General features: G+C 43.6%; 24 protein-coding genes and 1 pseudogene. 8 read left to right on the top strand and 17 right to left on the bottom strand.

The window, feature by feature from the left end:
* Positions 1 to 10: 10 nt before the first annotated feature.
* Genes TQ33_RS04415 through TQ33_RS04405 form a run of 3 tightly spaced genes read right to left on the bottom strand, consistent with a single transcriptional unit; the run spans position 11 to position 3,680 of the window.
* Positions 11 to 916, bottom strand: a complete 906-nt coding sequence (locus tag TQ33_RS04415; protein WP_046560983.1) for an HpcH/HpaI aldolase/citrate lyase family protein — start codon at positions 914 to 916, stop codon at positions 11 to 13.
* The gene (locus TQ33_RS04410; RefSeq protein ID WP_046560982.1) at positions 916 to 2,559 is read right to left on the bottom strand and encodes an acyl-CoA synthetase; all 1,644 of its coding nucleotides are present in this window, start codon (positions 2,557 to 2,559) and stop codon (positions 916 to 918) included. The genes TQ33_RS04415 and TQ33_RS04410 overlap by 1 nt, the downstream gene beginning before the upstream one ends.
* Positions 2,559 to 3,680, bottom strand: a complete 1,122-nt coding sequence (locus TQ33_RS04405; protein WP_046560981.1) for an HpcH/HpaI aldolase/citrate lyase family protein — start codon at positions 3,678 to 3,680, stop codon at positions 2,559 to 2,561. Before TQ33_RS04405 ends, TQ33_RS04410 begins: the two co-directional genes overlap by 1 nt.
* A gap of 164 nt (positions 3,681 to 3,844) precedes the next feature.
* On the opposite strand from TQ33_RS04405, the gene TQ33_RS04400 reads away from it, so the two are divergent.
* Entirely contained in the window at positions 3,845 to 4,837 is a 993-nt protein-coding gene (locus TQ33_RS04400) for an HpcH/HpaI aldolase/citrate lyase family protein (protein WP_046560980.1), read from the top strand.
* A gap of 55 nt (positions 4,838 to 4,892) precedes the next feature.
* Here the strand turns inward: TQ33_RS04400 and TQ33_RS04395 are convergent, their stop codons facing one another.
* The 3 genes and pseudogenes from TQ33_RS04395 to TQ33_RS04385 all read right to left on the bottom strand — a co-directional run bounded on the left by TQ33_RS04395 (position 4,893) and on the right by TQ33_RS04385 (position 8,912).
* Positions 4,893 to 7,133 carry a carbohydrate binding family 9 domain-containing protein gene (locus tag TQ33_RS04395; RefSeq protein WP_046560979.1) on the bottom strand — a complete coding sequence of 747 codons (2,241 nt, stop codon included), beginning with the start codon at positions 7,131 to 7,133 and terminating at the stop codon, positions 4,893 to 4,895.
* Between the two features lie 156 nt (positions 7,134 to 7,289).
* Positions 7,290 to 7,560, bottom strand: a pseudogene (locus tag TQ33_RS04390) (peptidylprolyl isomerase).
* Positions 7,561 to 7,619: 59 nt separating this feature from the next.
* Entirely contained in the window at positions 7,620 to 8,912 is a 1,293-nt protein-coding gene (locus TQ33_RS04385) for a choice-of-anchor H family protein (RefSeq protein WP_144405949.1), read from the bottom strand.
* Between the two features lie 217 nt (positions 8,913 to 9,129).
* On the opposite strand from TQ33_RS04385, the gene TQ33_RS04380 reads away from it, so the two are divergent.
* A complete protein-coding gene (locus tag TQ33_RS04380; RefSeq protein ID WP_046560977.1) occupies positions 9,130 to 9,855 on the top strand; it encodes an FAD-binding oxidoreductase in 726 nt (241 codons plus the stop codon).
* A gap of 101 nt (positions 9,856 to 9,956) precedes the next feature.
* A complete protein-coding gene (locus tag TQ33_RS04375) occupies positions 9,957 to 11,708 on the top strand; it encodes a dipeptidyl-peptidase 3 family protein (protein WP_046560976.1) in 1,752 nt (583 codons plus the stop codon).
* 51 nt (positions 11,709 to 11,759) lie between these two features.
* Here TQ33_RS04375 and TQ33_RS04370 read toward each other — a convergent pair whose 3' ends face one another.
* Positions 11,760 to 13,568 (bottom strand): DUF7927 domain-containing protein, encoded by a 1,809-nt coding sequence (locus TQ33_RS04370; RefSeq protein ID WP_046560975.1) that lies wholly within the window; start codon positions 13,566 to 13,568, stop codon positions 11,760 to 11,762.
* A 74-nt stretch (positions 13,569 to 13,642) separates the two neighbouring features.
* Between TQ33_RS04370 and tusD the strand changes: the two genes are divergently transcribed.
* Genes tusD through TQ33_RS04350 form a run of 4 tightly spaced genes read left to right on the top strand, consistent with a single transcriptional unit; the run spans position 13,643 to position 14,990 of the window.
* Positions 13,643 to 14,035: a sulfurtransferase complex subunit TusD gene (gene tusD / locus TQ33_RS04365; protein WP_046560974.1), complete on the top strand. Its 393-nt coding sequence runs from the start codon at positions 13,643 to 13,645 to the stop codon at positions 14,033 to 14,035.
* A gap of 5 nt (positions 14,036 to 14,040) precedes the next feature.
* Positions 14,041 to 14,400 carry a sulfurtransferase complex subunit TusC gene (gene tusC / locus TQ33_RS04360; RefSeq protein ID WP_046560973.1) on the top strand — a complete coding sequence of 120 codons (360 nt, stop codon included), beginning with the start codon at positions 14,041 to 14,043 and terminating at the stop codon, positions 14,398 to 14,400.
* 9 nt (positions 14,401 to 14,409) lie between these two features.
* Positions 14,410 to 14,667 carry a DsrH/TusB family sulfur relay protein gene (locus tag TQ33_RS04355; RefSeq protein ID WP_046560972.1) on the top strand — a complete coding sequence of 86 codons (258 nt, stop codon included), beginning with the start codon at positions 14,410 to 14,412 and terminating at the stop codon, positions 14,665 to 14,667.
* Positions 14,664 to 14,990, top strand: coding sequence for a TusE/DsrC/DsvC family sulfur relay protein (locus TQ33_RS04350; RefSeq protein ID WP_046560971.1), 327 nt, complete (start codon positions 14,664 to 14,666; stop codon positions 14,988 to 14,990). The genes TQ33_RS04355 and TQ33_RS04350 overlap by 4 nt, the downstream gene beginning before the upstream one ends.
* A gap of 16 nt (positions 14,991 to 15,006) precedes the next feature.
* On the opposite strand, the gene TQ33_RS04345 is transcribed toward TQ33_RS04350, so the two are convergent.
* The gene (locus tag TQ33_RS04345) at positions 15,007 to 15,903 is read right to left on the bottom strand and encodes a DUF11 domain-containing protein (protein WP_046560970.1); all 897 of its coding nucleotides are present in this window, start codon (positions 15,901 to 15,903) and stop codon (positions 15,007 to 15,009) included.
* A gap of 184 nt (positions 15,904 to 16,087) precedes the next feature.
* Here TQ33_RS04345 and TQ33_RS04340 point away from each other — a divergent pair, with 184 nt between their 5' ends.
* A complete protein-coding gene (locus TQ33_RS04340; RefSeq protein WP_046560969.1) occupies positions 16,088 to 16,741 on the top strand; it encodes an MlaC/ttg2D family ABC transporter substrate-binding protein in 654 nt (217 codons plus the stop codon).
* Between the two features lie 67 nt (positions 16,742 to 16,808).
* On the opposite strand, the gene TQ33_RS04335 is transcribed toward TQ33_RS04340, so the two are convergent.
* The 9 genes from TQ33_RS04335 to TQ33_RS04295 all read right to left on the bottom strand — a co-directional run bounded on the left by TQ33_RS04335 (position 16,809) and on the right by TQ33_RS04295 (position 23,474).
* Positions 16,809 to 17,282 (bottom strand): peroxiredoxin, encoded by a 474-nt coding sequence (locus TQ33_RS04335; protein ID WP_046560968.1) that lies wholly within the window; start codon positions 17,280 to 17,282, stop codon positions 16,809 to 16,811.
* Positions 17,283 to 17,313: 31 nt separating this feature from the next.
* On the bottom strand, positions 17,314 to 17,493 hold the full coding sequence (locus TQ33_RS04330; RefSeq protein ID WP_046560967.1) for a PspC domain-containing protein: 180 nt from the start codon (positions 17,491 to 17,493) through the stop codon (positions 17,314 to 17,316).
* 161 nt (positions 17,494 to 17,654) lie between these two features.
* Positions 17,655 to 18,071, bottom strand: coding sequence for an alternative ribosome rescue aminoacyl-tRNA hydrolase ArfB (gene arfB / locus TQ33_RS04325; RefSeq protein WP_046560966.1), 417 nt, complete (start codon positions 18,069 to 18,071; stop codon positions 17,655 to 17,657).
* A 10-nt stretch (positions 18,072 to 18,081) separates the two neighbouring features.
* Positions 18,082 to 19,101: an oxygen-dependent tRNA uridine(34) hydroxylase TrhO gene (trhO, locus tag TQ33_RS04320; RefSeq protein ID WP_046560965.1), complete on the bottom strand. Its 1,020-nt coding sequence runs from the start codon at positions 19,099 to 19,101 to the stop codon at positions 18,082 to 18,084.
* Positions 19,102 to 19,224: 123 nt separating this feature from the next.
* Complete coding sequence (locus TQ33_RS04315; protein ID WP_052735198.1) at positions 19,225 to 19,923, bottom strand: M48 family metallopeptidase; 699 nt, start codon at positions 19,921 to 19,923, stop codon at positions 19,225 to 19,227.
* 10 nt (positions 19,924 to 19,933) lie between these two features.
* Positions 19,934 to 20,239 carry a GIY-YIG nuclease family protein gene (locus TQ33_RS04310; protein ID WP_046560964.1) on the bottom strand — a complete coding sequence of 102 codons (306 nt, stop codon included), beginning with the start codon at positions 20,237 to 20,239 and terminating at the stop codon, positions 19,934 to 19,936.
* 4 nt (positions 20,240 to 20,243) lie between these two features.
* Complete coding sequence (locus TQ33_RS04305; protein ID WP_046560963.1) at positions 20,244 to 20,783, bottom strand: C40 family peptidase; 540 nt, start codon at positions 20,781 to 20,783, stop codon at positions 20,244 to 20,246.
* 108 nt (positions 20,784 to 20,891) lie between these two features.
* Positions 20,892 to 21,878: a serine/threonine protein kinase gene (locus tag TQ33_RS04300; RefSeq protein ID WP_046560962.1), complete on the bottom strand. Its 987-nt coding sequence runs from the start codon at positions 21,876 to 21,878 to the stop codon at positions 20,892 to 20,894.
* Between the two features lie 24 nt (positions 21,879 to 21,902).
* A complete protein-coding gene (locus TQ33_RS04295) occupies positions 21,903 to 23,474 on the bottom strand; it encodes a SulP family inorganic anion transporter (RefSeq protein ID WP_046560961.1) in 1,572 nt (523 codons plus the stop codon).
* Positions 23,475 to 23,608: the final 134 nt, after the last annotated feature.

Below are 23,608 nucleotides of genomic sequence, written 5' to 3'. Positions count from 1 at the left end.
TCCCCTAGAGCTAACGTACCACCCCTAATAGCTCATTCTGCCCTATTGCTTTGACGGTATTATACAAACTAATCACTCGCTCCGCCCACTCGCGAAGTGACGGTTCAATTAGCCTACCATCAATCACGGCGACATTGCGACCCTCTTTATTAGCTTGCTCGATCGCTTCAATAATAGCTTTAGCTCGAGCGATATCCACTTGCTTTGGGGTAAAGGCATCATTGGTGTAATCGAGCTGGATGGGATGAACCACAGCCTTTCCATCAAACCCTAAGTCACGGGCTTGGCGACAAGAAAACTCACAATCTTCGACACTCTTTAAGTCAAAGTGTGGCCCATCAATCACGCACTTCTTATGCGCTCTCGCTGCAAGAATGACTAACGACAAACTGGTAAGCAATCCCAGACGATCTTTTGTTTGATTAATTTTTAACTCATTTGACAAGTCTGTAGTCCCCATGACGACCGCAACGACTCTGTCACTTGCACCGCAAATTTTTTCAGAATGGAGCACTCCGAGAGGACTTTCAATATTAATCATAATAGCCACGGTATCATCACGCAGCTCATCAATTCTGTTAATCGCCTTATTTAACTGCTCTACAGATTCAATGCGAGGCAGCATGATGGCGTCAATACTTAAGTCAGCAATTGCCTTTAAATCATCATCGCCCCACTCGCTTTCCAAAGAATTTACACGAACCACCACTTCTGAGTGCTGATAGTCTCCTGACTCTGAAAGCTTTTGTCGCAATAGCTGGCGACCGATTTCTTTTTGCTCAGGAGGAACGGATTCTTGAAAATCAAAAACAATGCTATCAGCATCCAATGTACGGGCTTTATCCATATAACGCTCAACATGGGTTGGCACATACAGCATCGTGCGACGTGGACGATAATTAATCGTTGTTTCCATTAACTTACACCTTTACTTTGAATGTCTTGAATCAGTTGTTTACGCAACACTTTACCGTTCTTCGTTCTGGGGTAGCGTTCCATAAAATGGACTTTCTTTGGCGCTTTATATTTAGCGAGCTTTTGTAAGCCATAGTCCAGCAACTCATCTTCTGAAATATCCGCTCCGGCTTCTTTGATAACGCAAATGGAGACCAAGGTTTTATCAGTTCCAATCTCTTCACCAATTGCAACACAGTCAGCAACGGCTTGGTGAGCCTTAATCACGCGCTCAACTTCATGCGGAGAAACTCTGAAACCAAACGTATTGATAATGTCGTCTTTTCGCCCTAGGAACCAGATATAGCCGTTTTCATCTTGTCGTGCATAATCACCGGTAAAGAACCAACCGTCATGACGGGCCTCTGATGTGGCGTCTGCTAAATTCCAGTAATTCAGGAACAAACCGGGATCATCCTCACGAATACAGATCATGCCCTCTTCACCGGCAGCTACGGCTTGATAATTAGAGTCTAACAGCTCCACATAATGCCCTGGCTGTACGAACCCAGCTGCACCAGGTAACACCTCAGCGTCTTTCTGTTGAGAGATATAATAGGACACCTCGGACATGCCTATTGCTTCATAGATAGGCCTACCAAACCGCTCTTTCCAAACACTTTGCATTTCGTCAGACAGGTGCTCGCCAGCGCTCATGCAATGCTTAAGAGAAGGCAAGTCACTACCGTCATAATCCGTCTTTTGCACAATTTGACGATAAATAGTCGGTACTCCGATGAATATCGAGCATTCATGTTTTTTTATTAACGTTGGCCAAGTGTGCGCATCATTTTTGCCTTCATAGGCAATAACCGTGTGACCATGCAGTAATGGATCCATCAACGCCGAACCTAAAACATAGGTCCAATTGAACTTGCCCGAATGCATAATGCGCTCAGTGGTTTTGTCGTCTAAGTCGAACCAAAACTTACTCGCCGGTAAACGCCCTAATAAAGCGCGTTGTGCATGAAGTACTCCTTTCGGATAACCGGTTGTTCCTGAGGTATAAACTAAGTATGCAGGATCGTTGACTCCGCTTTGATGACACTCGAATGTATTGTCCTGTTTCTCCAGCGCTTGGTTTAGATCAATCAATGTAAACTGACCATCATTTCCTATCTCGCCCTCACCACAAAGAAGCACTAAAGTCACTTGTGAATCTTTTAGCTCGTCGGACAATTCTGACCACATAGATTTTTCAGTCACTAACACTTTCGCACCAGAGTCTTTTGCCAAGTAAGCAACTTCGCTGGCAGATAGCAAGGTTGAGGTAGGAACGGCTATCGCACCAAACTTAATAGCACCAAAAAATGAGACAGGGTATTCAATGGAATTTGGCAAGCGTATCAATATCCGCTCACCGTGCTCTAATCCATGAGAGGCTAGTACATTGGCAAATTGGGACGTTAAACAGGACAGTTCATCATAGGTGACTGAGCTTTGTCCCAAAGTCTCATTCTCGATGATAAGCGCCGCTTGTGTGGCTTTTAATGTACCAGTATGTTGGTCGACACAAGCTTCCGCAATATTAAACTGCTGTGGCAGATTCCAGTGCCAACTTCCGTCGGTATCTTTTTGGAGTATGTCCTCGAATTGATACTTCATTAGATCATTCCGTACGGCCAGTTTTCACGAATAACATGCACTGGCAATCGTTTAATCACATCCATGGCAAACGCCTTATCTTTATCACCAAGGGATTTCAACGCGTATGCACGTAATAAACTTTGTAGAGCCTTACCAAACATTGGAGGGTCCAACATCTCACCCTCAAACTTAATCGCTCCGCCTAATAACGCATCAGCTTCTATCGCTTGCTCTAGAATGTGGACATTCCGTTTAATTTGCAGTGGCGATGGCGTGAATGCGGTCTTGCAAAGGTGTACATGGAAAGGGTGGATGACTTGCTTGCCGGTTAAGCCCATCTGCGCTTCGACTAGCGCATGTTGATGGACAACGTGTGACTCATGCTCACCGTGTAAATCTAACCAACGCCTTACATCATTGGGCTCAATATAAGACTCAGGCATTGGAGTTTTATTAATCAGCACTTCTACCCCGCCGATAACCCCTTTACCGGCAATACGAGCTTCTAACAATAACATTCTTAAATAGGTTTTTAGTTCATCAATCCAGCCTTCTGGCGTTAAGTGAATCGCCATCGCTTTGGAAAAATCATGGATACCGAACACCACATGACGAACCGTGGAATATTGCATCAATTCTGGAGAGATTTTTAATGAGCGAGGATGCTCAATAATGGGTTGAATCTCAATCTTAGGATTAACGCCGACCAGCCAGGCCGATAAATCTCTAATTTCAGCCGCGCCATACACTTCGCCTGCTTTGGCTAAAATGATGACATCAATATACTCTGCACATTCTTTGATGAGTTTTAAATCTTCCTCATACTCGTCAGTGCGAAAAGGATTAATTCGTAACGCAATTTGGAACTGGCGCTCTTCAAACAGTGGCAATTCTTTGCGCAGTAGCTCACGACTCATCTCTTTTTGTCGACACCCATCTTCTAAATCGAAGAGCAAAGTATGTGCACTGGTATTGTGAGCATACTTTCGCATGCGGTTTGAGGCCTGCTCCATGGTTTCGTAGATACCGTCAGCTGGCGAGTACTTTACTGGTGGGTAATACAGCTGAATCCCAGGCCAATACCCCCCCAACACCATTTGCTCATCTACTTTTTCTAAAAAAGAATGCTCTTGCATCATCTCAACTAATCCGACCAGTGGTAGTTCATAAATAAACCATATTCAAACGTTTATTTCAAATTATTGTTTGAATTTTTCTAATCTATCGTTAGTATTAAGCAAAAGATGGCTAATGTGATTATTAATGAATACTAGCTATATCATTGATTTAAGAGGAGAAAATAGTGAATTCGATGGTCCATCCAAACGAAGCATTGTTTAATGCCGAAAAACAGTTCCCCATAATCCCAACCTGTGAACACTTCGCCGGTAGCGAAAAACTGATTACTAAAGCATTGGAATTACAGGAAAAATTCGGCCCTGTGTTTGATATTACTTGCGACTGTGAAGATGGTGCCCAAGCTGGTAAAGAGAAAGAACACGCCGAAATGATTGCTCGAGTTCTATCAAGTGATGCCAATAAGCATCACATGGCTGGTGTCCGAATTCATGACTATACTCACGCTCACTGGAAGGCGGACGTTGATATTTTAATGCCGGCTATTGGAGACCGAATCGCTTACTTCACCCTACCGAAAACGCACCGAGCAGCGCATATCCGTGAAATGGTGGATTACATCAAGGCCAAAGCTCAAGAGCACGGCGTCAATCGTGATATCCCTATCCATGTATTGATTGAAACCCATGGTGCATTAAAAGAAGCGTGGGACATTGCAGCGGTAGACTGGGTTCAGGTCTTGGACTTTGGCATGATGGATTTTGTCAGTGACCATCAAGGCGCTATACCTGCATCCTGTATGCGTAGTCCTGGGCAGTTTGAACACCCTCTTCTTGCAAGAGCGAAATCTGAAATGGTTACCGCCGCCTTAGCCAACGGCGTAGTACCGTCCCACAACGTCACGCTTGATCTGAAAAACCCCTACCAAACTTACAAAGATGCTGAACGAGCCCGCAATGAGTTCGGCTTTTTGCGTATGTGGAGTATTTACCCTACTCAGATTCAGTCGATTGTGGATGCCATGAAGCCCGATTATTCTGAAGTGAATGATGCCGCCAATATTCTTGTCGCAGCCCAAGATAACCACTGGGGACCTATCCAGTATGACGGCGAGCTGCATGACCGAGCAACTTATCGTTATTACTGGCAACTGTTACAGCGAGCGGAAGTGACCGGCTTACAGCTACCTGATGAAGCTACTAAACGCTTCTTCTCCTAAGTAAGTGTTAAAGATTCAGCCATAAAAAAACGCGCCTCAAAGCGCGTTTTTTTTATTACAGTTGGAAGGCGTAACTAAACTTGGTGAATAAGGTCCTTCCCGTTTTTTCAAACTGGCTCACTCGATCATCTTCAAAACCGTTATCCGAATACCCTAGATAGAATGCCGTCCGAGGATTCCATTTATAGGTATACAATAATTGGCGGCTAACCTTTATTTCCTTTTCCACTTGCGCTGGATCAGAATAAAGTGCCGTGTTGTAATCCACATCACTATAGCGAACAATTAATCGTAAATAGCTTTTGTCATCAAAATGATAGCTGGTACTTAAGTTGCTAATGACGGCTTTAAAGAGCGACTCATCATTTACGTCAAACTGGGTACGGCTCGCATCAAAGCCTAAACTCCAGTGGTCATTGACTTGCCAGTCGGTATAAAGTTGATAACCTTGAGACTGGCCAGGTCGAGTATGTCTGAAATCAATCGTATCGGCTCTCTCGAGGTAAAAGCCAATTTTCAGATTCCCCACCGGTCGAAAGTTACCATTTATCCAGTGGAATTCTTCATCAAACCAAATTTGCTCAAATAAAGTGTCTCGATTAGCACTCCCAAAGAAAATATAAGAGCGAAAATCCCCGCTCATTTCAAACCCAACTTCTCGTTGTTGCTCGTACTTTTGACCCGACGTTAGGTGACGTTCTTTGTACTCGCCACTGACCTTATACTCATGAAAGAAATTATCATCGTCGCCATACCAGCGGTACCCTAATCCCACAACATCTTTTGTATTACCAACAACTCCCAAGAAACCTAAGTCGGTTCTAAAGTCATCATCAAAATCTGAGCGGGTCGCATACCAATTCCAGTGTGTATCACGATGGCTGTAATTCAACTCAAAACCACGCCCAGTGGTATTCGGCTCCAAACCAAATCGTTGCTGCATATCATCTGTATTGTCAGAGTCAGAATACATTACCTGATAGCGTAATGTTCCAGCGTCATAAAGCTTCTGACTACCATCTATCGACAATACCGTATTCTCATAACCTTCAGCCGAACGATTCGTTGCTAAAAAGCCAATCTGGGAATTATCCCCCACATCCATAGAGTAGCGGGCAGCAGCAACATCACTTTCGACATCATTAAAATTATTGTCGAGAAGAGTATAAACCGAAGAGCTCTGTGCTCCTGGAATGATGAAGCTTGTGGCTTGATCTCGAGCCACCAAAACACCGTATGAATGACCACCGTTTTTACCCGTATATTTCACCCCAAAGTCAGGATCGGCGATGTTTCTGGTGTGAAGCAAGGTATATCGAGTATTAAAGTACTCGGCGCCATCGAGGAAAAAAGGACGTTTTTCAGAGAAAAATAATGAAAACCTGTTATTCACTTCTAGTTGCGCCGCATCAGTCTCAACTTGTGAAAAATCAGGATTAATCGTGGCATTCAATACTGAGTTATCCGTGACTCCCCAACGTAAATCAGCACCAGCGTTATAGTTCACGCCCTCGCCCTGCCACTCTGTCTGCGCTGGAGGTGAACGAAACTCACTTTTTTCTGCCGAGACATAGGGTGTAATTTCTAAGTTATTGCCGCTAACAATATCATCTAAGCCTTCGGCTTTAGCGATTTGGCAAAGAACACAACTTAAATCTCTATCATTTGGCGAGTAGGCTAAACGATACTGCACATCTCTAGGATAAAAGCGCATGAAATCAATACCCCAAGTTTTCTGACCTGAGGTGTTAGGAAAACGTAAAATCTTAAAAGGCAGCTCAATTTCAACGGTATAGCCGTCATCATCAAAATGGCCTGCACTGTACCAAATTGCGTCCCAGGATGAGTCTTCCCGAAGCAAAACATCATCTTCAATACTGTCGCTCTGAATACCTAAGGGGTTGACGAAGAAGTTGTATGCTTTGCGTTCATCGTTGAAGGTGTCAACTTTAAAGCCAACAGTATCTTCACCGAAAATTTGATCGCGTTTTTTATAAGAGGCTTGTATCAATTCAGGGTTAGGGTCATAAGCTTTAATCGCCACTAATAGCGAGTCGCCATTTTCAGCAACATACGCTACTGTCTTAACTTTAGGCGCTACATTTCTACTAGGCTGTGTCTCATATCGATACTCGACTTTTGTCGCTTTTTGCCAGAACGATTCGTCTAAGCGGCCATCGACCGTAATCTTAGCGTCAACTTTTGGAATACTAATGACAGACGTTCCATCGTCAGTAGCAGCTTTAGCCTGTCCTAGAGTGACAAGCAACAAAAATATCATCAGCAGTTGTTTCATAATATCTATTATTCTTTTTTCGAAAGAGCGATTTTAACGTTTTAGATGCTTATTGCATGAGTAAACTTGTAACCAAGTTTGTAGTCAATTTTGCATTATGTATCGACGTTGATTCAGTAAAATGTAGATTAACACACTTACTATTAGACATCCTTATTAGGAGGAATCTCGATCCATGATTTCAATGAGGTGGAATCCGAAAGCAGTTTTGATAGGGCCGTGAATGATTTTCAGTGAGCGAGTAAAGACAACGTCATCAAACTCTTTCACCATCAAAGACACCGAGCTCACCGCCGCGAGTACCTGACGGGCAAACCGAGTGCTTTTCGGCCATTTCCGTAAAGTCGACGCCTGATTCAATGTTTTGTTTTATTTGCTGACAAAGATCTTCGTCAGTGACTAAGATATGTCTCGCTGATGCTTTCATTGTCCCCTCCCTTTAAAAGCATCAGCAAGATTACACTAAACTAACCAGTTTGTGTAGGGTTAGCGTTTAACTTTTTGCCTCCAAGCTCCTAATAAACCTAATAAAATCAAGGTAACCAGTCCGGTACTACCGCCACCTGACTCCGAACTTGTTGTCGAACTTGGTGGGTTCGGATTGGACTCTCGAGTATCATTGTTAGCATCTTCAAGAGGTACTTGCAGCAATGATGAAAACTCTGGTGATACGTCATCCAACACCTCTCCAGTATTTGCATCAATCACTTCCAACCTGAAGTCATAGTAGTTTGCTGGGTAACCTGACTGCCAGCTACCGCTAATTTCATAAGCATCTTCAGAGCTGTAGCCATACACAGTAAAGACATCAGACTCGGTCTCAAACTGCCAAGATCCTCCATTATTGCGCTGATATAAGTTTACATAAACATCGCGATCTGCACTGCTTTGTGTGTCGACATCAAAAGTAAAGGTAAACTCACGATAAAAACCATCGTCATCAGCATCTGTGAAAATTTCAGTTTTGACATTATCCACATAAGTATCGCTAGTAACGCCTGTAGATTCATAGGTCTTATCTTCTAACGGCAAATTCGTTAAGTCATAGTCATCATAAGGCGATAAGGTATCGACAAGACCTGAATAACCGTACTCAAATAAATCAATAAGCACCTCATAATTCCCTGGTGGGAACCCCGTATTCAAGCGCGTCGTTACGCTATATTCGTCAGAGCTGTAATCATAGTAAATCTCGAAGACATCAGTCGTGTAGTAATGAGTCCACTGAGCATCCCCAACTCGACGAATAAATAACTCAGCGTACACGTCAAAGTAATCGGCATACGGAGAGTCCACATCAAAATCAACCCGTAACTGACTATAGTTACCGTCACCATCTAAATCATCAAACAACAGTACTGCTGCATCATGGATATAAAGGTGGTTTTGACCATTTTTCTGGGCTTTACCCGATGATTTCGGCAGTTTACTGTTCGCCTCACGATGTTTTTGCATATCTGCGCGGGTCTGATTCTTAACATTCTTAAAATCTAAACTTTGGAACGCTTTGAATTCTTGCTCTAGATCACTGCTAGATTTTTGGCTGGTATACACATTGCTGCGAACCGCTGACGTTGCAGTACCCTTTTGAACCTGAGTGTGTAACTTGTCATTCACCACGGTCGTGGTCTTAGCGCGCTTCGCGATCGCCGTTGTTACCGTTGCACTGGTTTCTGCACCGATAGGTTGGTTCTGTGCTTCCTGACTGGCATCGACGCCTGAAATGCTCAACAAGACTGCTGAGGCTATTACACTGTATTTACTGATTACTTTTAACATTCTCATCTCCTATTCGTCTTCACCAGCCCCAAGTCGCCTTAATCCCTGATATATCGCCTCTGGGGAGCTTGTATATTAGTAAAACAAAAGTGAAATGAACCATAACTGAACCAATGTCAAAGTTTGTTAAATCCTTGAAAAACCGTACCTAGATATTTGCAACTAGTCTTATATAATAGATTTCAAAATCCAATTCTGGAACTTAACAAGGTCAAACATGTCAATCCCTAGCTTCCAAGTTCACTTAGAAAGCAACGAAGAAATCACTCCGAATGTTCGAAAATTAGTTTTTCGATTAGATGATCCTAAGACCATAACCTATAAACCGGGTCAGTTTGTCTCTTTTATGCTTGGTACGGAGGATGATCGCCCCATCAAGCGTAGCTACTCTATCGCCAACATGGAAACTAACAGCGATAACTCCACTTATATTGAGTTTGTTATTTCTTATGTTGATGGTGGCAAAGCCAGTAACCTCTTCTTCAATGCAGAGCCAGGCATGGAAATGGAGATGACAGGGCCTTTTGGGCTTCTTTGCTTAACGGAAGAGTTACCGAAGCGTGTATTTTTAGTCGGTACTGGTACAGGCGTTGCCCCCTACCGCTCTATGATTGAACAAATAAAAAGTCGTACAGATACAGAGTTCCATATCTTATTCGGCGCACAATATTTACAGGACATGTTTTATTTGGATGACTTTAAAGCTGTGGCCTTACTCGACCATGTTCACTTCCATCCTTGTCTAAGCCGAGAAGAAAAACCGGGGTGTGTGGCCGGATATGTACAAAATAAACTCAAAGAGTTAGAGCCAAATCCAGAAACTGACATGGCTTACCTGTGTGGTAATCCTAATATGGTAGATGAAGTATTTGAGATGCTAAAAGAGAAAGAGTTTGGTGTGAAACAGGTTAAGCGAGAAAAATACGTCTTTAGCCGATTTTAAGCATATAAAGTGAGGGCAAGAGCAAATAGCGCTGACGTTTTCTGTGCTAAACTGCCACCATAACAATAAAAGAGTTTAACTAGTTACAGGAATGAATCATCATGAAATTAAAGACTACAACCAAATTGTGCGCCTTGAGCTTTTCAGTGCTAATCGCACTAGGCGCATGTACAGACGACTCTAATAAGAGCGACGACAGTAAAAGCAACGAAGTTTCACAAGTCGAGAACACTGCCAACATTTCAGAAGGAGCACTAGCCTCAGAAGAAAAAGCTGAGACAAGCTCTGAAGAAATCGATAAACAAGACTATTCTCGCTTTGATATTTACGCCCCCTTCACTTTAACCAGTGATTTGAGCCACCTTTCTGACAACCAGAGAGAAATGATCGCTTTGCTTATCGATGCCGGCAAGATCATGGACAATCTATTCTGGAAGCAAGCCTTTGGCGATAAAGAAGCGCTGCTCTCTAGCATCGATAATCCAAAAGCGAAGACCTTCGCAGAGATCAATTACGGCCCTTGGGACCGCTTGGATAACAATAAACCTTTTATCAGTGGCTATGACGCTAAAAACAAAGGCGCTGAATACTACCCAGACGATATGACGGTCACCGAGTTCGAGAACTGGGATCAAGCTGGTAAAAAAGGCCTCTATTCTTTAGTTCAACGCGATGATAAAGGCAATCTAACTTTAGTGCCCTACTCCGTGGCATATAAAGAAGAGCTAACTCAAGCCAGCGACTTGTTACGAAAAGCCTCGGAGTTAGCAGAAGACGAAGGCTTTAAAAATTATTTAAAGCTCCGTGCCGATGCGCTGATCACTGACAACTACCAGCCATCCGATTTCGCTTGGATGGACATGAAAAGCAACCCTGTAGAAGTGGTTATCGGTCCTATTGAAACTTATGAAGACCAGCTTTTCGGGTATCGTGCTGCATTCTCTACTTACGTCTTGATCAAAGATCTTGAGTGGAGTGAACGCTTATCACGCTTCGCGGCCTTCTTGCCGGAGTTACAAAAAGGTTTACCTGTCGACCAAAAGTATAAGCAGGAAATGCCAGGTACCGACAGCGACCTTAACGCTTATGATGTCGTGTTTTACGCTGGGGACAGTAATGCGGGATCAAAAACCATCGCGATTAACCTTCCCAACGATGAGAAAGTTCAGTTGGCAAAAGGCACACGACGCTTACAGCTGAAAAATGCGATGCGCGCTAAATTTGATAAAATCTTAGTGCCTATTTCTGAACAACTTATCGCTGAAGAGCAGCGCGAGCATATTACTTTTGATGCCTTTTTTGCTAACACTATGTTCCATGAGGTTGCGCATGGTTTAGGCATTAAAAATACCATTAATGACAAGGGTACTGTTCGTAGTTCTCTAAAAGAGACAGCTTCAGCACTAGAAGAAGGTAAAGCTGATATTTTAGGGCTATATATGATCGGCAAGCTGTATGAGAAAGGTGAAATTAAAGAAGGTGAACTGATGGACAATTACGTCACTTTCTTAGCAGGAATTTTCCGCTCAGTGCGCTTTGGTGCTAGCAGTGCTCATGGTAAAGCCAACATGGTTCGTTTTAACTTCTTCAAAGATCATGGTGCTTTTGAGCGCAACGAAAAAACCGGACACTACAGCGTCAACTTTGACAAGATGACTCAAGCGATGAATAAGCTTTCTGAGAAAATTCTTGTGATTCAGGGCAACGGCGATTACGAAGCTTCTAAGCACTTGTTAAACACTCAAGGCATTATCAGTGATCAGTTAGCAGCGGACTTAGAGCTGCTGGAAGAAAAACAAATTCCCGTTGACGTCACCTTTAAACAAGGGAAAAGCGTTTTAGGCTTAAACTAGACTGAAGCCATACGTATAAAAAACGCCACTTTATGTGGCGTTTTTTATGCGTTAATAATCGTTAGGATTTGAGCTGGATATGACAGGGATAACAATCGTCGCGGAACTGCTGTCGCCAAGGCTAATGGACTGATTATAATCTTGGCCAGATATTGATTGTGCTCCACAACTACCGCTTCCAGTAGTAATATTGCAACTCACAGCACCATTAAACGATAGTCCATTGGGTAATGTATCAGCAACTTGAATCCCAACTACTGAATGTGGGCCTGAATTGGTAATAACAATCGTATAGCTAGAGTTTTGACCTGGTTCAAAATTCGCTGAAGCATCACTTTTTGTTACAGAAATATCTGCCAAGCAATCCGCCGATATAATCGTCGAGTCATCATCATCCGTTAGCGTATCACCATCAGTATCAACACCATCATTTAGGGTAGGATCATCACTGAGCTCAACAATATAATTCAGGTTGTCGACATCACCTGTCTCAACAGCGTCATCTATAGGGTCCATATTGAGCTGCCCCTGATTACTGATATTGCTTAGGCTACAGATTGCCATGTCTTCATTAACCCGAACTCGATACTGTAAATTCACCGTTCCGGAAGGGGGGACGCTGCCCTGCCACTCCATGCGATTAAGGCCTGCATTATGAGTCAGGCTACCACTTGACGCAGACACTACTGAGTCAAAGATTACATTACTGTCTAAATCATCGGTAAACTCTGGATTAGTGGACGTAGCATTATTGGCTTGAGCAAAGTCGTCTTGTAAATTGGTGATTGTGACCGCGTAGGTCAGCAACTCTCCTGGACCACCAACGCTATCACCATCTTCATCGGTAACCGTTTTAGTAGCACTTAAAAACTCTAGAGCACCGAAGCTACCACTCTCAAAGGCGAACCAAGACGCGGCTTCGTCAACTCCTGTACGATCCCCATCGTTAACTTGCTCCTCCTCCATATGAACCCTAAAGTTCGTGGTACCAGCAATAGCGCCGCAAGACCTTACCCAAGCGCCATCACCACCGCTCATGGTGTTCTTTTTTACAACGACGTTAGGCGCGGCTGAGAAAGTCGCTCCAAGGCCAATCTGTTGACACTCATCATTATGACGGTCAATAATTCTGCTAACACGACCTGCGCTGTAGGTATTGCCTGAATTAGTCCCAGAGCCAATTTCAATAGCCATCCAACCTAAAGTCTCTGAGCCATGAGAAGTGGCCGCCTCCGCGCCTTCCATTGCCAAACTAAAAGAGACGTTATTAGGCAGAGTTCCTTTGTTGGTGCTATCGCCCCAAACCACAGATGAAATCCAATTCGGGTCATTGTAACTACTCACGCCATGAATTACGGCTGGGGCTGAAGAGTAAGTATGAGTAAAACTGATGGAGTCTCGTGCATTACTACTCCCAAATCGAGATCGAGTGGTAGAGGTTACATGGTTATAGGCTTCGATCTTAGTCCCATCAGGAAACACCCAAGTTCCTTGCTCAATAACGATCCAATCTATTGATTCGCTTAGCCAAGGAGAACTCGGACAAGTGTTTGCTGCAGGCGGTGTGGTGCCATTAAACCGATTGTAGCTCTCGCAGGGACTTTGTACCCCTACTTGAAAGCTGGTGCCTGTAACGTTCCGCACTCTAGCTGAGAGCGAGTTATCATTGTTATGACTAACGTAGCCCGCAATGACCACAGGATTGGTATAAGACTTTTGCAGGTTCACAGTAACCCAGCCACCGTTATCGACAGTAGTATTTACTTGTGAGCGTCCGGTTTCAAAAAATGCACCAGCGCTAACGATTGGCGTGACAACAAATAACGCCAAGCACACCAGAGCCTTTTTAAACACTCCCATAAACCTCCTCCAACTAACAATTCTTTATTATTTACTATAAAATACTTAGCTTAAACTATAGTTATAGCTAAAGTATGGCAACTTTTTCGTTATTAGTCACGGCTAACCCGCATTCTGCGCAGGGTCAATTTAGCGCAATACAGTTCGCAAAAACACTGTTAAATCAAGGCCATGAGCTTAAGCGAGTGTTTTTTTATGCGGACGGAGTGCTCGTTGCCAGTCGTATAAATTGCCCGCCGTCAGATGAATACAACCTGACCAAAACTTGGGCCAAGCTAGCTATTCAGCATGACTTTGAGTTAGTTGCCTGCGTCACCGTTGCCATGAAGCGAGGGATTACCAATGCTACCGAGGCTGAGCGAAATGCTCTTACCGGTGACAACCTTGATCCGGCATTTGAAATAAGCGGCTTGGGTCAGTTAACCGAAGCCATGCTAGAAAGTGACCGCTTGGTTACGTTTGGGTAATACTTATGAGCCAATCATTAGCGGTAATTTTTAATAAAGCGCCTTACGGCACCCAATCTGGTAGAGAGCTGTTGGATATAGCCTTGATGGCAGCAGCCTTTGATATGGATATCAGCGCCCTTTTTATCGATGATGGTGTTTATCAGCTGCTTGAGAATCAGCAACCCGATATCCTCAATATGAAAAACCACAGTCCGACGTTTAAAGCTCTTGAGCTTTATGGCATCGAAACGGTCTTAATCAGCCAAGAAGATTTAAGCCAAAGAAGTTTGTCTGAGGCTCAATTGTTGAAAGTGGCTAAAGTGAGCTCATCCAATCATATCAATCAGGTCATTCGCCGCTCTGACTTTGTGTTTATGCTATAAGCGAGTACTATGAAAACACTTTACATCCTCAATAACCCGCAACTCTTTAATCAATGTTCTTCAGCTATGAATGAAGAAGATGCCTTACTATTGATCGAAAACGCAGTACTGCTATCAGACCAGCTAGAACCTCGTCCGAATTACTTTGTCTTAGAAGAAGACTTGATTGCCAGAGGACTCAATAACAACTTGGAATGGCAAACCAAAAACTACGAAGGGTTTGTACAGCTTACTCTTGACTGTGATAAATCAGTATCTTGGTTATGAATATTGATCTAAACACTCTGCCTAGAGATAAACAAGGCTATCTAACTGATCCCGCAGTATGGAACGAGAATGTCGCCATTGCCATTAGCCAATCTGAAGGCATTGAACTAACAGAAGACCATTGGCATGTGATTCGTTATGTTAGGCAGTTTTACGAGGAATTTAACACCAGCCCTTCTATTCGGCCATTAGTGAAGTATCTCGCTAATGAATGGTCAAAAGAAAAAGGGAATAGTATTTACCTCCATCTACTGTTTCCGGACGGCCCAGCTAAGCAAGCGACTAAAATCGCAGGGCTACCTAAACCTGCTCGCTGCATTTAACATTAACTGTATAACACTAGTAGTCAGCAGGATTCGTGGAGAAAGTCACATCAACCGCAAACTGAACGGCTCCCCCACTCGGAATATCAACATTTACCCCAGTAATATTTCCAACTCCGTTAGAAACACCACAAAGCCCGCCTCCAGAACCAGAACAGGTCCAAGTAGCAGAGATTACTCCGTCTGGTAGCGTATCATTGACCGCCAAATTAAACGCGTCATCAGGGCCTGAGTTGCTCACAGTTATGATGTAAGTAGCATCACTTCCTGGTACATAACTGGCAGAAAGATCCGTTTTGGTCACTGAAATATCAACTTGTGCCGAAGCTTCCAGTGCTAAGGTAAAGCTTGAGAAACACAAGGGATCTTGTCCGGCACTATCTGCCATGGTTAAGGTCCAATCGCCAGCAGGATCCACACCGTCGAAAACACTTAAGGGATTAACAGGCGCAAAAGTGCCTGCCACAGGCGTTCCACCGCCGACTGTAGTCGCCGCAGCATCATCAAAAACAACAGTAATGTAGCCATCGGGCGTTGGCGCAGGGTGTACCCCACCGCTGTAGGTATTAAAAGGAACTAAGACGGTACTAATGCCTTCTGAAGGCTTTGACAGCTCAAAGTAAATTTCATCATTGAATACGAAGCCCCCATTGTAATTAGTACAGACACCGTTATTCCTATCACGCTTGTCAAAATCAATCGAAATGATGACATTATCGACGGTAACACCGTTCGGAAAGTCGGCGGCTGGTACAGTAACGGTTCTATCAACAGGACTGGTTTGACGAGGATCAACATTTGCAGGCGTAGAGTTTGTGTAATTTTGCGTAATAGGGGCAGATAAACTATAGGGCGCAATGAACATTAACGCTAAACAAAGAAAAAATTTGTTGTTCCATGTTTGAAAACTCATACACACCTTTTTCTAACCCACCCCTACAAAATAATGCATATCCGCATTATTAGCAATGCATATTCGCATCATTGGTAATGATTTACGTTAAGGAATGATTCAGGTCGATTGTTTAAGATTGAAAGCAAGGGTAAAATACCGCGATATTACTGCGCGACAACAAATCCTTTATTAAGGGGAAAACATGAGCAAATTTATGTCTAAAGCTTTGATTGCTTTAACATTTTTATCATTCAGCTTGGTCAGCCACGCATTTCAAGACCCAAAGTTGCATCTTGAAGAAGTGACAAAGAAGATCAGCGCTGAAATTTTGAATAATAAAGAAAAAATCAAAAAAGACTCTGAATACGCAAAAAGCTTAATCCGTGACTACCTGCTGCCTGAAATAGACAGTGAGTACATGGCAAAGCGAATTCTCGGCAAAACTTACTGGATGCAAGCGACTGAAGAACAACGCAAACAATTCATCAATGAATTTATAGGACTTCTGCTTAATAGCTACGCGAAAGGCCTAGCAAGTTACGATGGCCAACCAATTTCATACGATGATACTCAGTACTCCAAAAGTGGTAACTTAGCGAACGTACGCTCTACTATCGTCCCCAATGAAGGTGAGCCAATCCTTATTGATTACCGCCTGAAAGTACAGCCCGATGAAACCTGGCTGGTCACAGACGTCATCATCGAAGGCGTTAGCATGGCTAAAAGCTACGCCAACCAGTATCGTGAGCAAATTTCGAAAATTGGTCTTGAAGAAACGCTTAAGCAACTTGAGACTGAGAACGAAAGAGCAAAAAAAGCCACGGAAATCAGTGACGAAAAAGTTGAGCAGTCCTAATAAATTTAAGAATGCATTAAGATCAAAAAAGCCGCTTCTATAGCGGCTTTTTTGATCATCAATAACTCTAAAGCTGATTTAAGATATGTTCAGCTGAACTCTTATCAAGCCCCTTATCATCAACTTCAAGCGCTGTCACCACGCCATCTTCCGCAATTAGAGCAAAGCGTTTTGAGCGTACGCCCATACCGTAAGCCGTAGCGTCAACATCAAGACCTAATGCTTCCGAGAAATCAGCATTACCATCGGCAATCATCAATAAATTCTCCGCATTTTGGTCTTTACTCCAAGCATTCATCACAAAAGCATCGTTTACTGACATACAGGCCACCGTATCAACACCCTTCTCTTTAAACTGGTCAAAGTTAACCACAAAACCAGGCAAGTGCGCAGCGGAGCAAGTAGGTGTGAAAGCTCCTGGTACGGCAAATAAAACGACCTTATTTCCAGAGAAGAGAATATCCGTTTGAATATCTTCCGGCCCTTCTTTACCCATCACTTTAACTGCGACATTTGGCAGTTTATCACCAACTTTAATCATATATTCCTCTTTACTGTTTATGGCCAAACATTTATTCGTTTGGCATAACTATCCACAAAATAATGTAAATGATAACACCAGCAAAGGCAGTACCAATAGTTAATAATGTATAAATAATTCGCGTTAGGGTCATATCCCAACCCAGCCACTTTGCTAAGCCGCCACAGACGCCCGCAATCACTTTATCTTTCGACTTTCTTAACTCTGCCATGAGATTCTCCTTAAAAGTTTTGTCATAAAGGTTACAACTAAAGACTTACTATTAAATATAAGGACTCAAGCGCTAGAAGCAAGGAAATAGTCTTCAACAAATGTAAAGAAGTGCTACCGAGCTAGGCTTTTAGCTTGCACCGAATAAGGAGTATCGACTCACTATAGATCGACTTTGCCGCGCAGTGACTTTTTTTGGCTTTGTTGCTTCTTGTTATCTAATCGGCGACGCTTAGCTGCTTTTGATGGCTTGGTGGGGATACGTTTTTTTGGCGCTTTTAAACAACGTTGAACCGCCAGTCGCAAACGCTTTAAAGCATCATCACGGTTGCGCTCTTGAGTACGATGGCTCTGTGCCTTAATTACTAACACACCGTCTGTGGTTATTCGAGAGTCATTGCTATTCAACAACCGCTCCTTAACATCTTTAGGTAACGAAGAGTTAGGGATACTAAAACGTAAGTGAATCGCTGAGGCGACTTTATTAACATTTTGACCACCCGCACCTTGAGCGCGAATGGCCTGTAAATCAATTTCATAGTCGCCAAGCGAAATGTTCTTGCTTATAAACAGGGACATACAGCTCTAATTAATCCGCAATCTGTGATTTTGCAGACTGTTGCTGCTTTAACTGCTTCTTCAACTGTTTACGCTTAGCAATCGACGTAATCACTTCAGAACCAATATGCTTTTCTCCACGAGCCTTAGCTAACTGAACCTGACGCTCACGCTCTAAATAGCGCTGGCGCTGCTCAGGAGTTTGCTTATCATAGCAGTGAGGGCAGCTCACGCCTTTAACATACTTGTCGTGCTGCATTTCTTCTTCAGTAATGGGCATGCGGCAAGCGTGACACTGATCATACTGACCTTTCTGTAAGTCATGATCAACTGCAACACGGTTATCAAACACGAAACACTCGCCTTCCCATAAGGTGTCGTCTTTCTCAACTTCTTCTAGGTACTTTAAAATGCCCCCCTCTAAGTGGAATACATTCTCGAACCCCTGCTCTTTTAAATAAGCCGTCGATTTCTCGCAACGAATACCGCCAGTACAGAACATCGCAACTTTCTTGTGCTTTTCAGGATCAAGGTTTTCTTTAACATACTCTGGGAACTCACGAAAAGTTTCTGTTTTAGGGTTCACTGCACCTTTAAAAGTACCGATTCCAACCTCGTAATCATTGCGTGTGTCGATCAACAAGACTTCAGGATCTGAAATGAGTGCGTTCCAATCTTTAGGTTTAACGTAAGTTCCAACCACTTCTTTTGGATCTATACCTTCAACACCCATGGTCACTATTTCTTTCTTCAACTTAACCTTGGTACGGTAGAACGGCATAGTCTCATCATAAGACTCTTTATAATCCAACTCAGCCAGACGCTCATCACTTTTAATCCAAGCTAGAACATGATCAATCCCCTGTCGCGTTCCAGCGATAGTGCCGTTAATGCCTTCACTAGCGAGCAACAAGGTACCTTTAACGTCATTATCCAGCATGACATCAAGTAAGGGTTGGCGAATTTCTTCGAAGTTTTCGAGAGTTACAAATTTGTATAAGGCGCAGACAACAATAGGAGCTGTCGCTGCATTTGAAGCAGTATCAGTCATTTTCCTCTTTCCTCAGCTAGCTGGAACGTAAATCCAGTGCAAATTTCAGCCGGAATTGTAATCTAAAATGGTGGCTTTGTGTAGTAACAGCTGATTATTTTTTAATCACACATCTTCTAAATGTCAGTACCACACGCTATGCCCGTATTGTTTAAGCCAGACCTCGGCTTTCTGATAGTCTGGGCAGTATTTTTCGACAAGCGCCCAAAAGCGCTTCGAGTGATTAAGATGCTTGAGGTGACTGAGTTCGTGGATAATGAGGTAATCAATCACAAACATGGGCGTTAACAGTATCAGCTGATTCAGTTGTACCATGCCCTGCCGTGTGCAATGTCCCCATTGGGTTTTGGTTTTACGAAATCGAACACCCGTTAGTTTCTTTTGTAACCCCATCACTTCGGCCCAAGATTGGACTTTTTGCGGCAGCAACTCTTTTGCCTGATTTAATAGCCAACGATCGAGCTGTTTGGCCATTGATTCGTGAGTCAGCTCTTTAGTACGGATCAGAAGCTCGTTATCAGAAAGCTGTATTTTGCTTGCCCCTTGGGTGACTTCCAAGACACGCTGCCGTCCCATAAAACTAACTTCTTCGCCTGTCTGTAGTTTTATACGGCTTTCATTCTTTTCCGCTTGTTCGACAAGCTTACGAGCAATCCACTGTGCCTTTTGATACACAAAGTTTTCAATCCAGTCGTCGGGTGCTTTTTGAGGCGCTCTAACTTTAACCTTCTGATGATGGACTTCTATCGATAAGGTTTTACGATCGCTACGTACCACCTCATAGTCAAAGCTGTTTAAATTGTTGATGCCTTCTTGCTTCACTGCTTATGTCCTAGTGAGTGTCAGCAATTTCGTTGATCACAAGCTGTCCAGAAGCCAAAAGCTTTTTCTGGCTTGCAGTGAGTTTTTTGACTTTTATTTCAGCTTTTAAGGCGAGCGATTTATTATCAAACTGAGTGTGATAAATCATGGTTAGGGGCTGGCGCCCCCGAAGATATTTAGCACATCGTGGGCTGTTAGTTTGATGCTCTTCAAAGCGACGATTGAGGTCATTAGTGATACCGGTGTAAAGGGTTCCATCTTTGCAACGGAGGATATATAAATGCCAATCTTGATGTGTTTTTTCAGAGTCAGTCATAAAGCTAATCGTCGTTGGTGTATAAGCGCCCCGCCCTTATAAAGCGAGGTTTGAAGTATACATTCTCAACCGAACTAACTCGAACTTTTTTACCGCTAGATGGGGCATGGACAAATTGACCATGACCGATATAGATTCCAACATGAGACGGTTTACCATTGATACGATAAAACAATAAGTCTCCAGGCTTGATATCTTCCTTATCCACTTCGTAGGATGCTGCTAACTGAGCATACGAAACTCGCGGAACCTGCTCCCCAACTTGGGTATGAGAATAGAAAACGAGTCCACTGCAATCAAACCCTTCATCTGGATGACTGCCACCATACCGATAATCCACACCAACCATAGATTCGGCAATGTGAGCAATGGTAAGTCCCTTATCGCCTTGAGTGTTTTTACTTGGAGGAAGTTGCTGAGCCCCATCACGGGAGCTGTCCGCTTGCTGAGTTTTTCTCGGGGTACTGGCACAGCTACTTAGCACCAATATTACGGTTGCGAGTATGGTGAGCTGTGTAAAAGTATGTAGCTGCTTTATTGTCATGCGTTAAGACTAGCATGAGAAAACTGAATTTACACTAAACGAGTCGCGAATTCCGACATCAGGTCAAATCGAAGTGACAACGCACACTGATTGCTAACCTACTTGGGTTTAATAGTGAGGCAAACTGACTGGAGCCTCCTGAAGCTCTGCAAATTGAACCCGTAAATCTAGAATTTGCTCTTGCCAATACTGGACAGAGCCAAAATAAGGAAAGGCAAATTTAAACGCAGGATCATGCCAACGACGCGCTAGCCATGCGCTGTGATATATCATGCGTAAGGTTCGTAAACATTCAACCAGCTGTAATTCTGCTACATTAAAGTCACAAAACTCTTGATACCCTTCGATGATTTCCATGAGCTGCTGCTGTTGCTGATCACGCTCACCAGACAGTAACATCCATATATCTTGAACCGCTGGGGCCATTCGTGAGTCGTCTAAATCAACAAAATGAGGATTATCATCGCGCCATAAAATATTACCCACGTGGCAGTCGCCATGAACTCGAATAGACTTTTGTTGCCCTGCTCTTTGCCATAACTCATCCACCAGCTTCATAATATCTCGTGCTAGGCTTTCGTAGGGCATTTTAACTTCGGCAGGTAAAGCATGCTCAATAATATAGTCGATGCTGTCATGACCGTAGGTTTGGGGTGTTAATGATGGTCGCTGCTGGTAAGTTTTGGCTTGCCCTACACGATGGATCCGACCAAGAAAACGTCCTAAGGTGAAAAGGTTGTCGAGATTATCCAACTCAGGAGCATGGCCACCCTTACGCTCGAACAAAGCACAGTAGTAATCCCCATACTTAAACAAGCTCTCACCATTGGTGACCATAGGAGCAACAACGGGTAACTCCTGTTCAACCAGCTCAAAACAGAACCGATGTTCCTCTAAAATTTGCTCTTGGGTCCAACGATTCGGTCGATAGAACTTGGCAATAACTGGATTCGTATCTTCAATGCCAATTTGAAGAACGCGATTTTCATAACTGTTCAGAGCAATAGCACGGCCATCCGAATAAAGCCCTCTCGATTCGACCGCATCAAGAATAAAATCGGGCGTTAAAGCCTCGAAAGGGTTTTCTTTGGTCATGCTATTGTCTTCAGTCACAAGTGATTAACCGCCTAATTCATCATCAGCGACGAAGTATCGAGGATCTTCGGCTGAGTTTTTCTCGACTAAGTTACCGGCTCTCTTAAGCAACTTAATACAGTCTGGACTCAGGTGTAACAAGTGAAGCTTCTTGCCAGCTTTCTCGTATCGCATCGCTAATGAGTCTATCACCTCAATACCCGAGTGATCCCAAACACGAGAGCCTTCGAAGTCAATATAGACTTCATCTAGATCCGTACGCGCCGAAAACTGCTCCGCAAAGTGAGTGGTTGAACCGAAGAACAAAGGCCCTCGCACGGTATAGAACGCTTTACCGTCCTTTTCTGTGCGGCGGACACGAACACGTTTTGCGCTGGTCCAAGCAAACACTAGTGCCGATAAGATCACACCAACAAATACCGCCATCGCCAGATCCGTCACAACCGTCACCACCGATACAACCACCAATACGAAAGCATCGTGGCGAGGAACTTTGCGCATAATACGGAAACTGGCCCACTCGAATGTCCCGATCACTACGATAAACATCACGCCTATTAAAGCAGCAACGGGGATTTGCTCAATCCATTCTGAAGCGAACAAAATAAAGGCTAGCAAGAATAATGCCGCTGCAATACCCGATGTGCGTCCTCGACCACCCGAGTTCACGTTAATCAAACTTTGTCCGATCATGGCACAACCACCCATACCACCAAAGAAACCTGTGGCGGTATTAGCTAAACCCTGAGCAAAGCACTCTTTATTGCCTTTACCACGGGTTTCTGTGATTTCATCAATTAAGCGAAGCGTTAAAAGAGACTCAATCAAACCAATCGCCGCTAAAACAACAGCATAAGGCAGAATAATTTTCAAAGTCTCAAGGTTTAGAGGTACAGAAGGAATGTGGAATTCAGGGAAGCCACCGCCAATACTCGCGATATCGCCAACCGTCTTGGTCGGCATATCGAAACCAAGTACCAGTGCAGAGACCACTAAAATAGCTGCCAACGAAGCTGGAATAGCTTTGGTTAATTTAGGCATTAAATAGATAATCACCATGGTCAACAAAACCAAACCAAGCATCAAATACAACTCGGTGCCTTGTAGCCAAGCAACGTCAATACTACTGCCTTCTAGGAAAGTACCATCCAACCAACTCGGTGCATTGTCGTCTTTAACGCCAAATTGCTTTAACTGAGCCAGGAAAATCACAATGGCTAAACCATTCACAAAGCCAAGCATCACAGGGTGTGGCACCATACGAATCAGCTTACCCAGCTTCATCCAACCTGCCAGCATTTGCAAAATGCCCATTAAAACTACCGTGGCAAAAAGGTATTCAACACCATGATCAGCGACTAAGGCCACCATCACCACAGCTAAAGCGCCAGTCGCACCGGAAATCATGCCTGGACGCCCACCGAATATAGACGTAATTAATCCCACCATGAAGGCTGCGTATAAGCCGACCAAAGGATCCACATTCGCCACGAAGGCAAACGCCACAGCTTCTGGAACCAGCGCCAGAGCAACAGTTAAACCCGACAGTAAGTCATTTTTCAGACTCGCCGTCTTATTCACTATTAAATCAATCATTTTTCATACCGAGCAGGTGAATTACCCCAGAACGGGGTCAGATGGCGCGCATTCTACAGAAAAGGCCTGTTGTACTCAAATCACAACAGGCCTTTCAATGACTTAACGACTGAAACGTATCAACTTACACTTTT

Origin of the sequence: Kangiella geojedonensis (genome assembly GCF_000981765.1) — a bacterium.
Lineage (GTDB): Bacteria > Pseudomonadota > Gammaproteobacteria > Enterobacterales > Kangiellaceae > Kangiella > Kangiella geojedonensis.
This window is presented reverse-complemented; position numbering and strand designations above follow the sequence as displayed.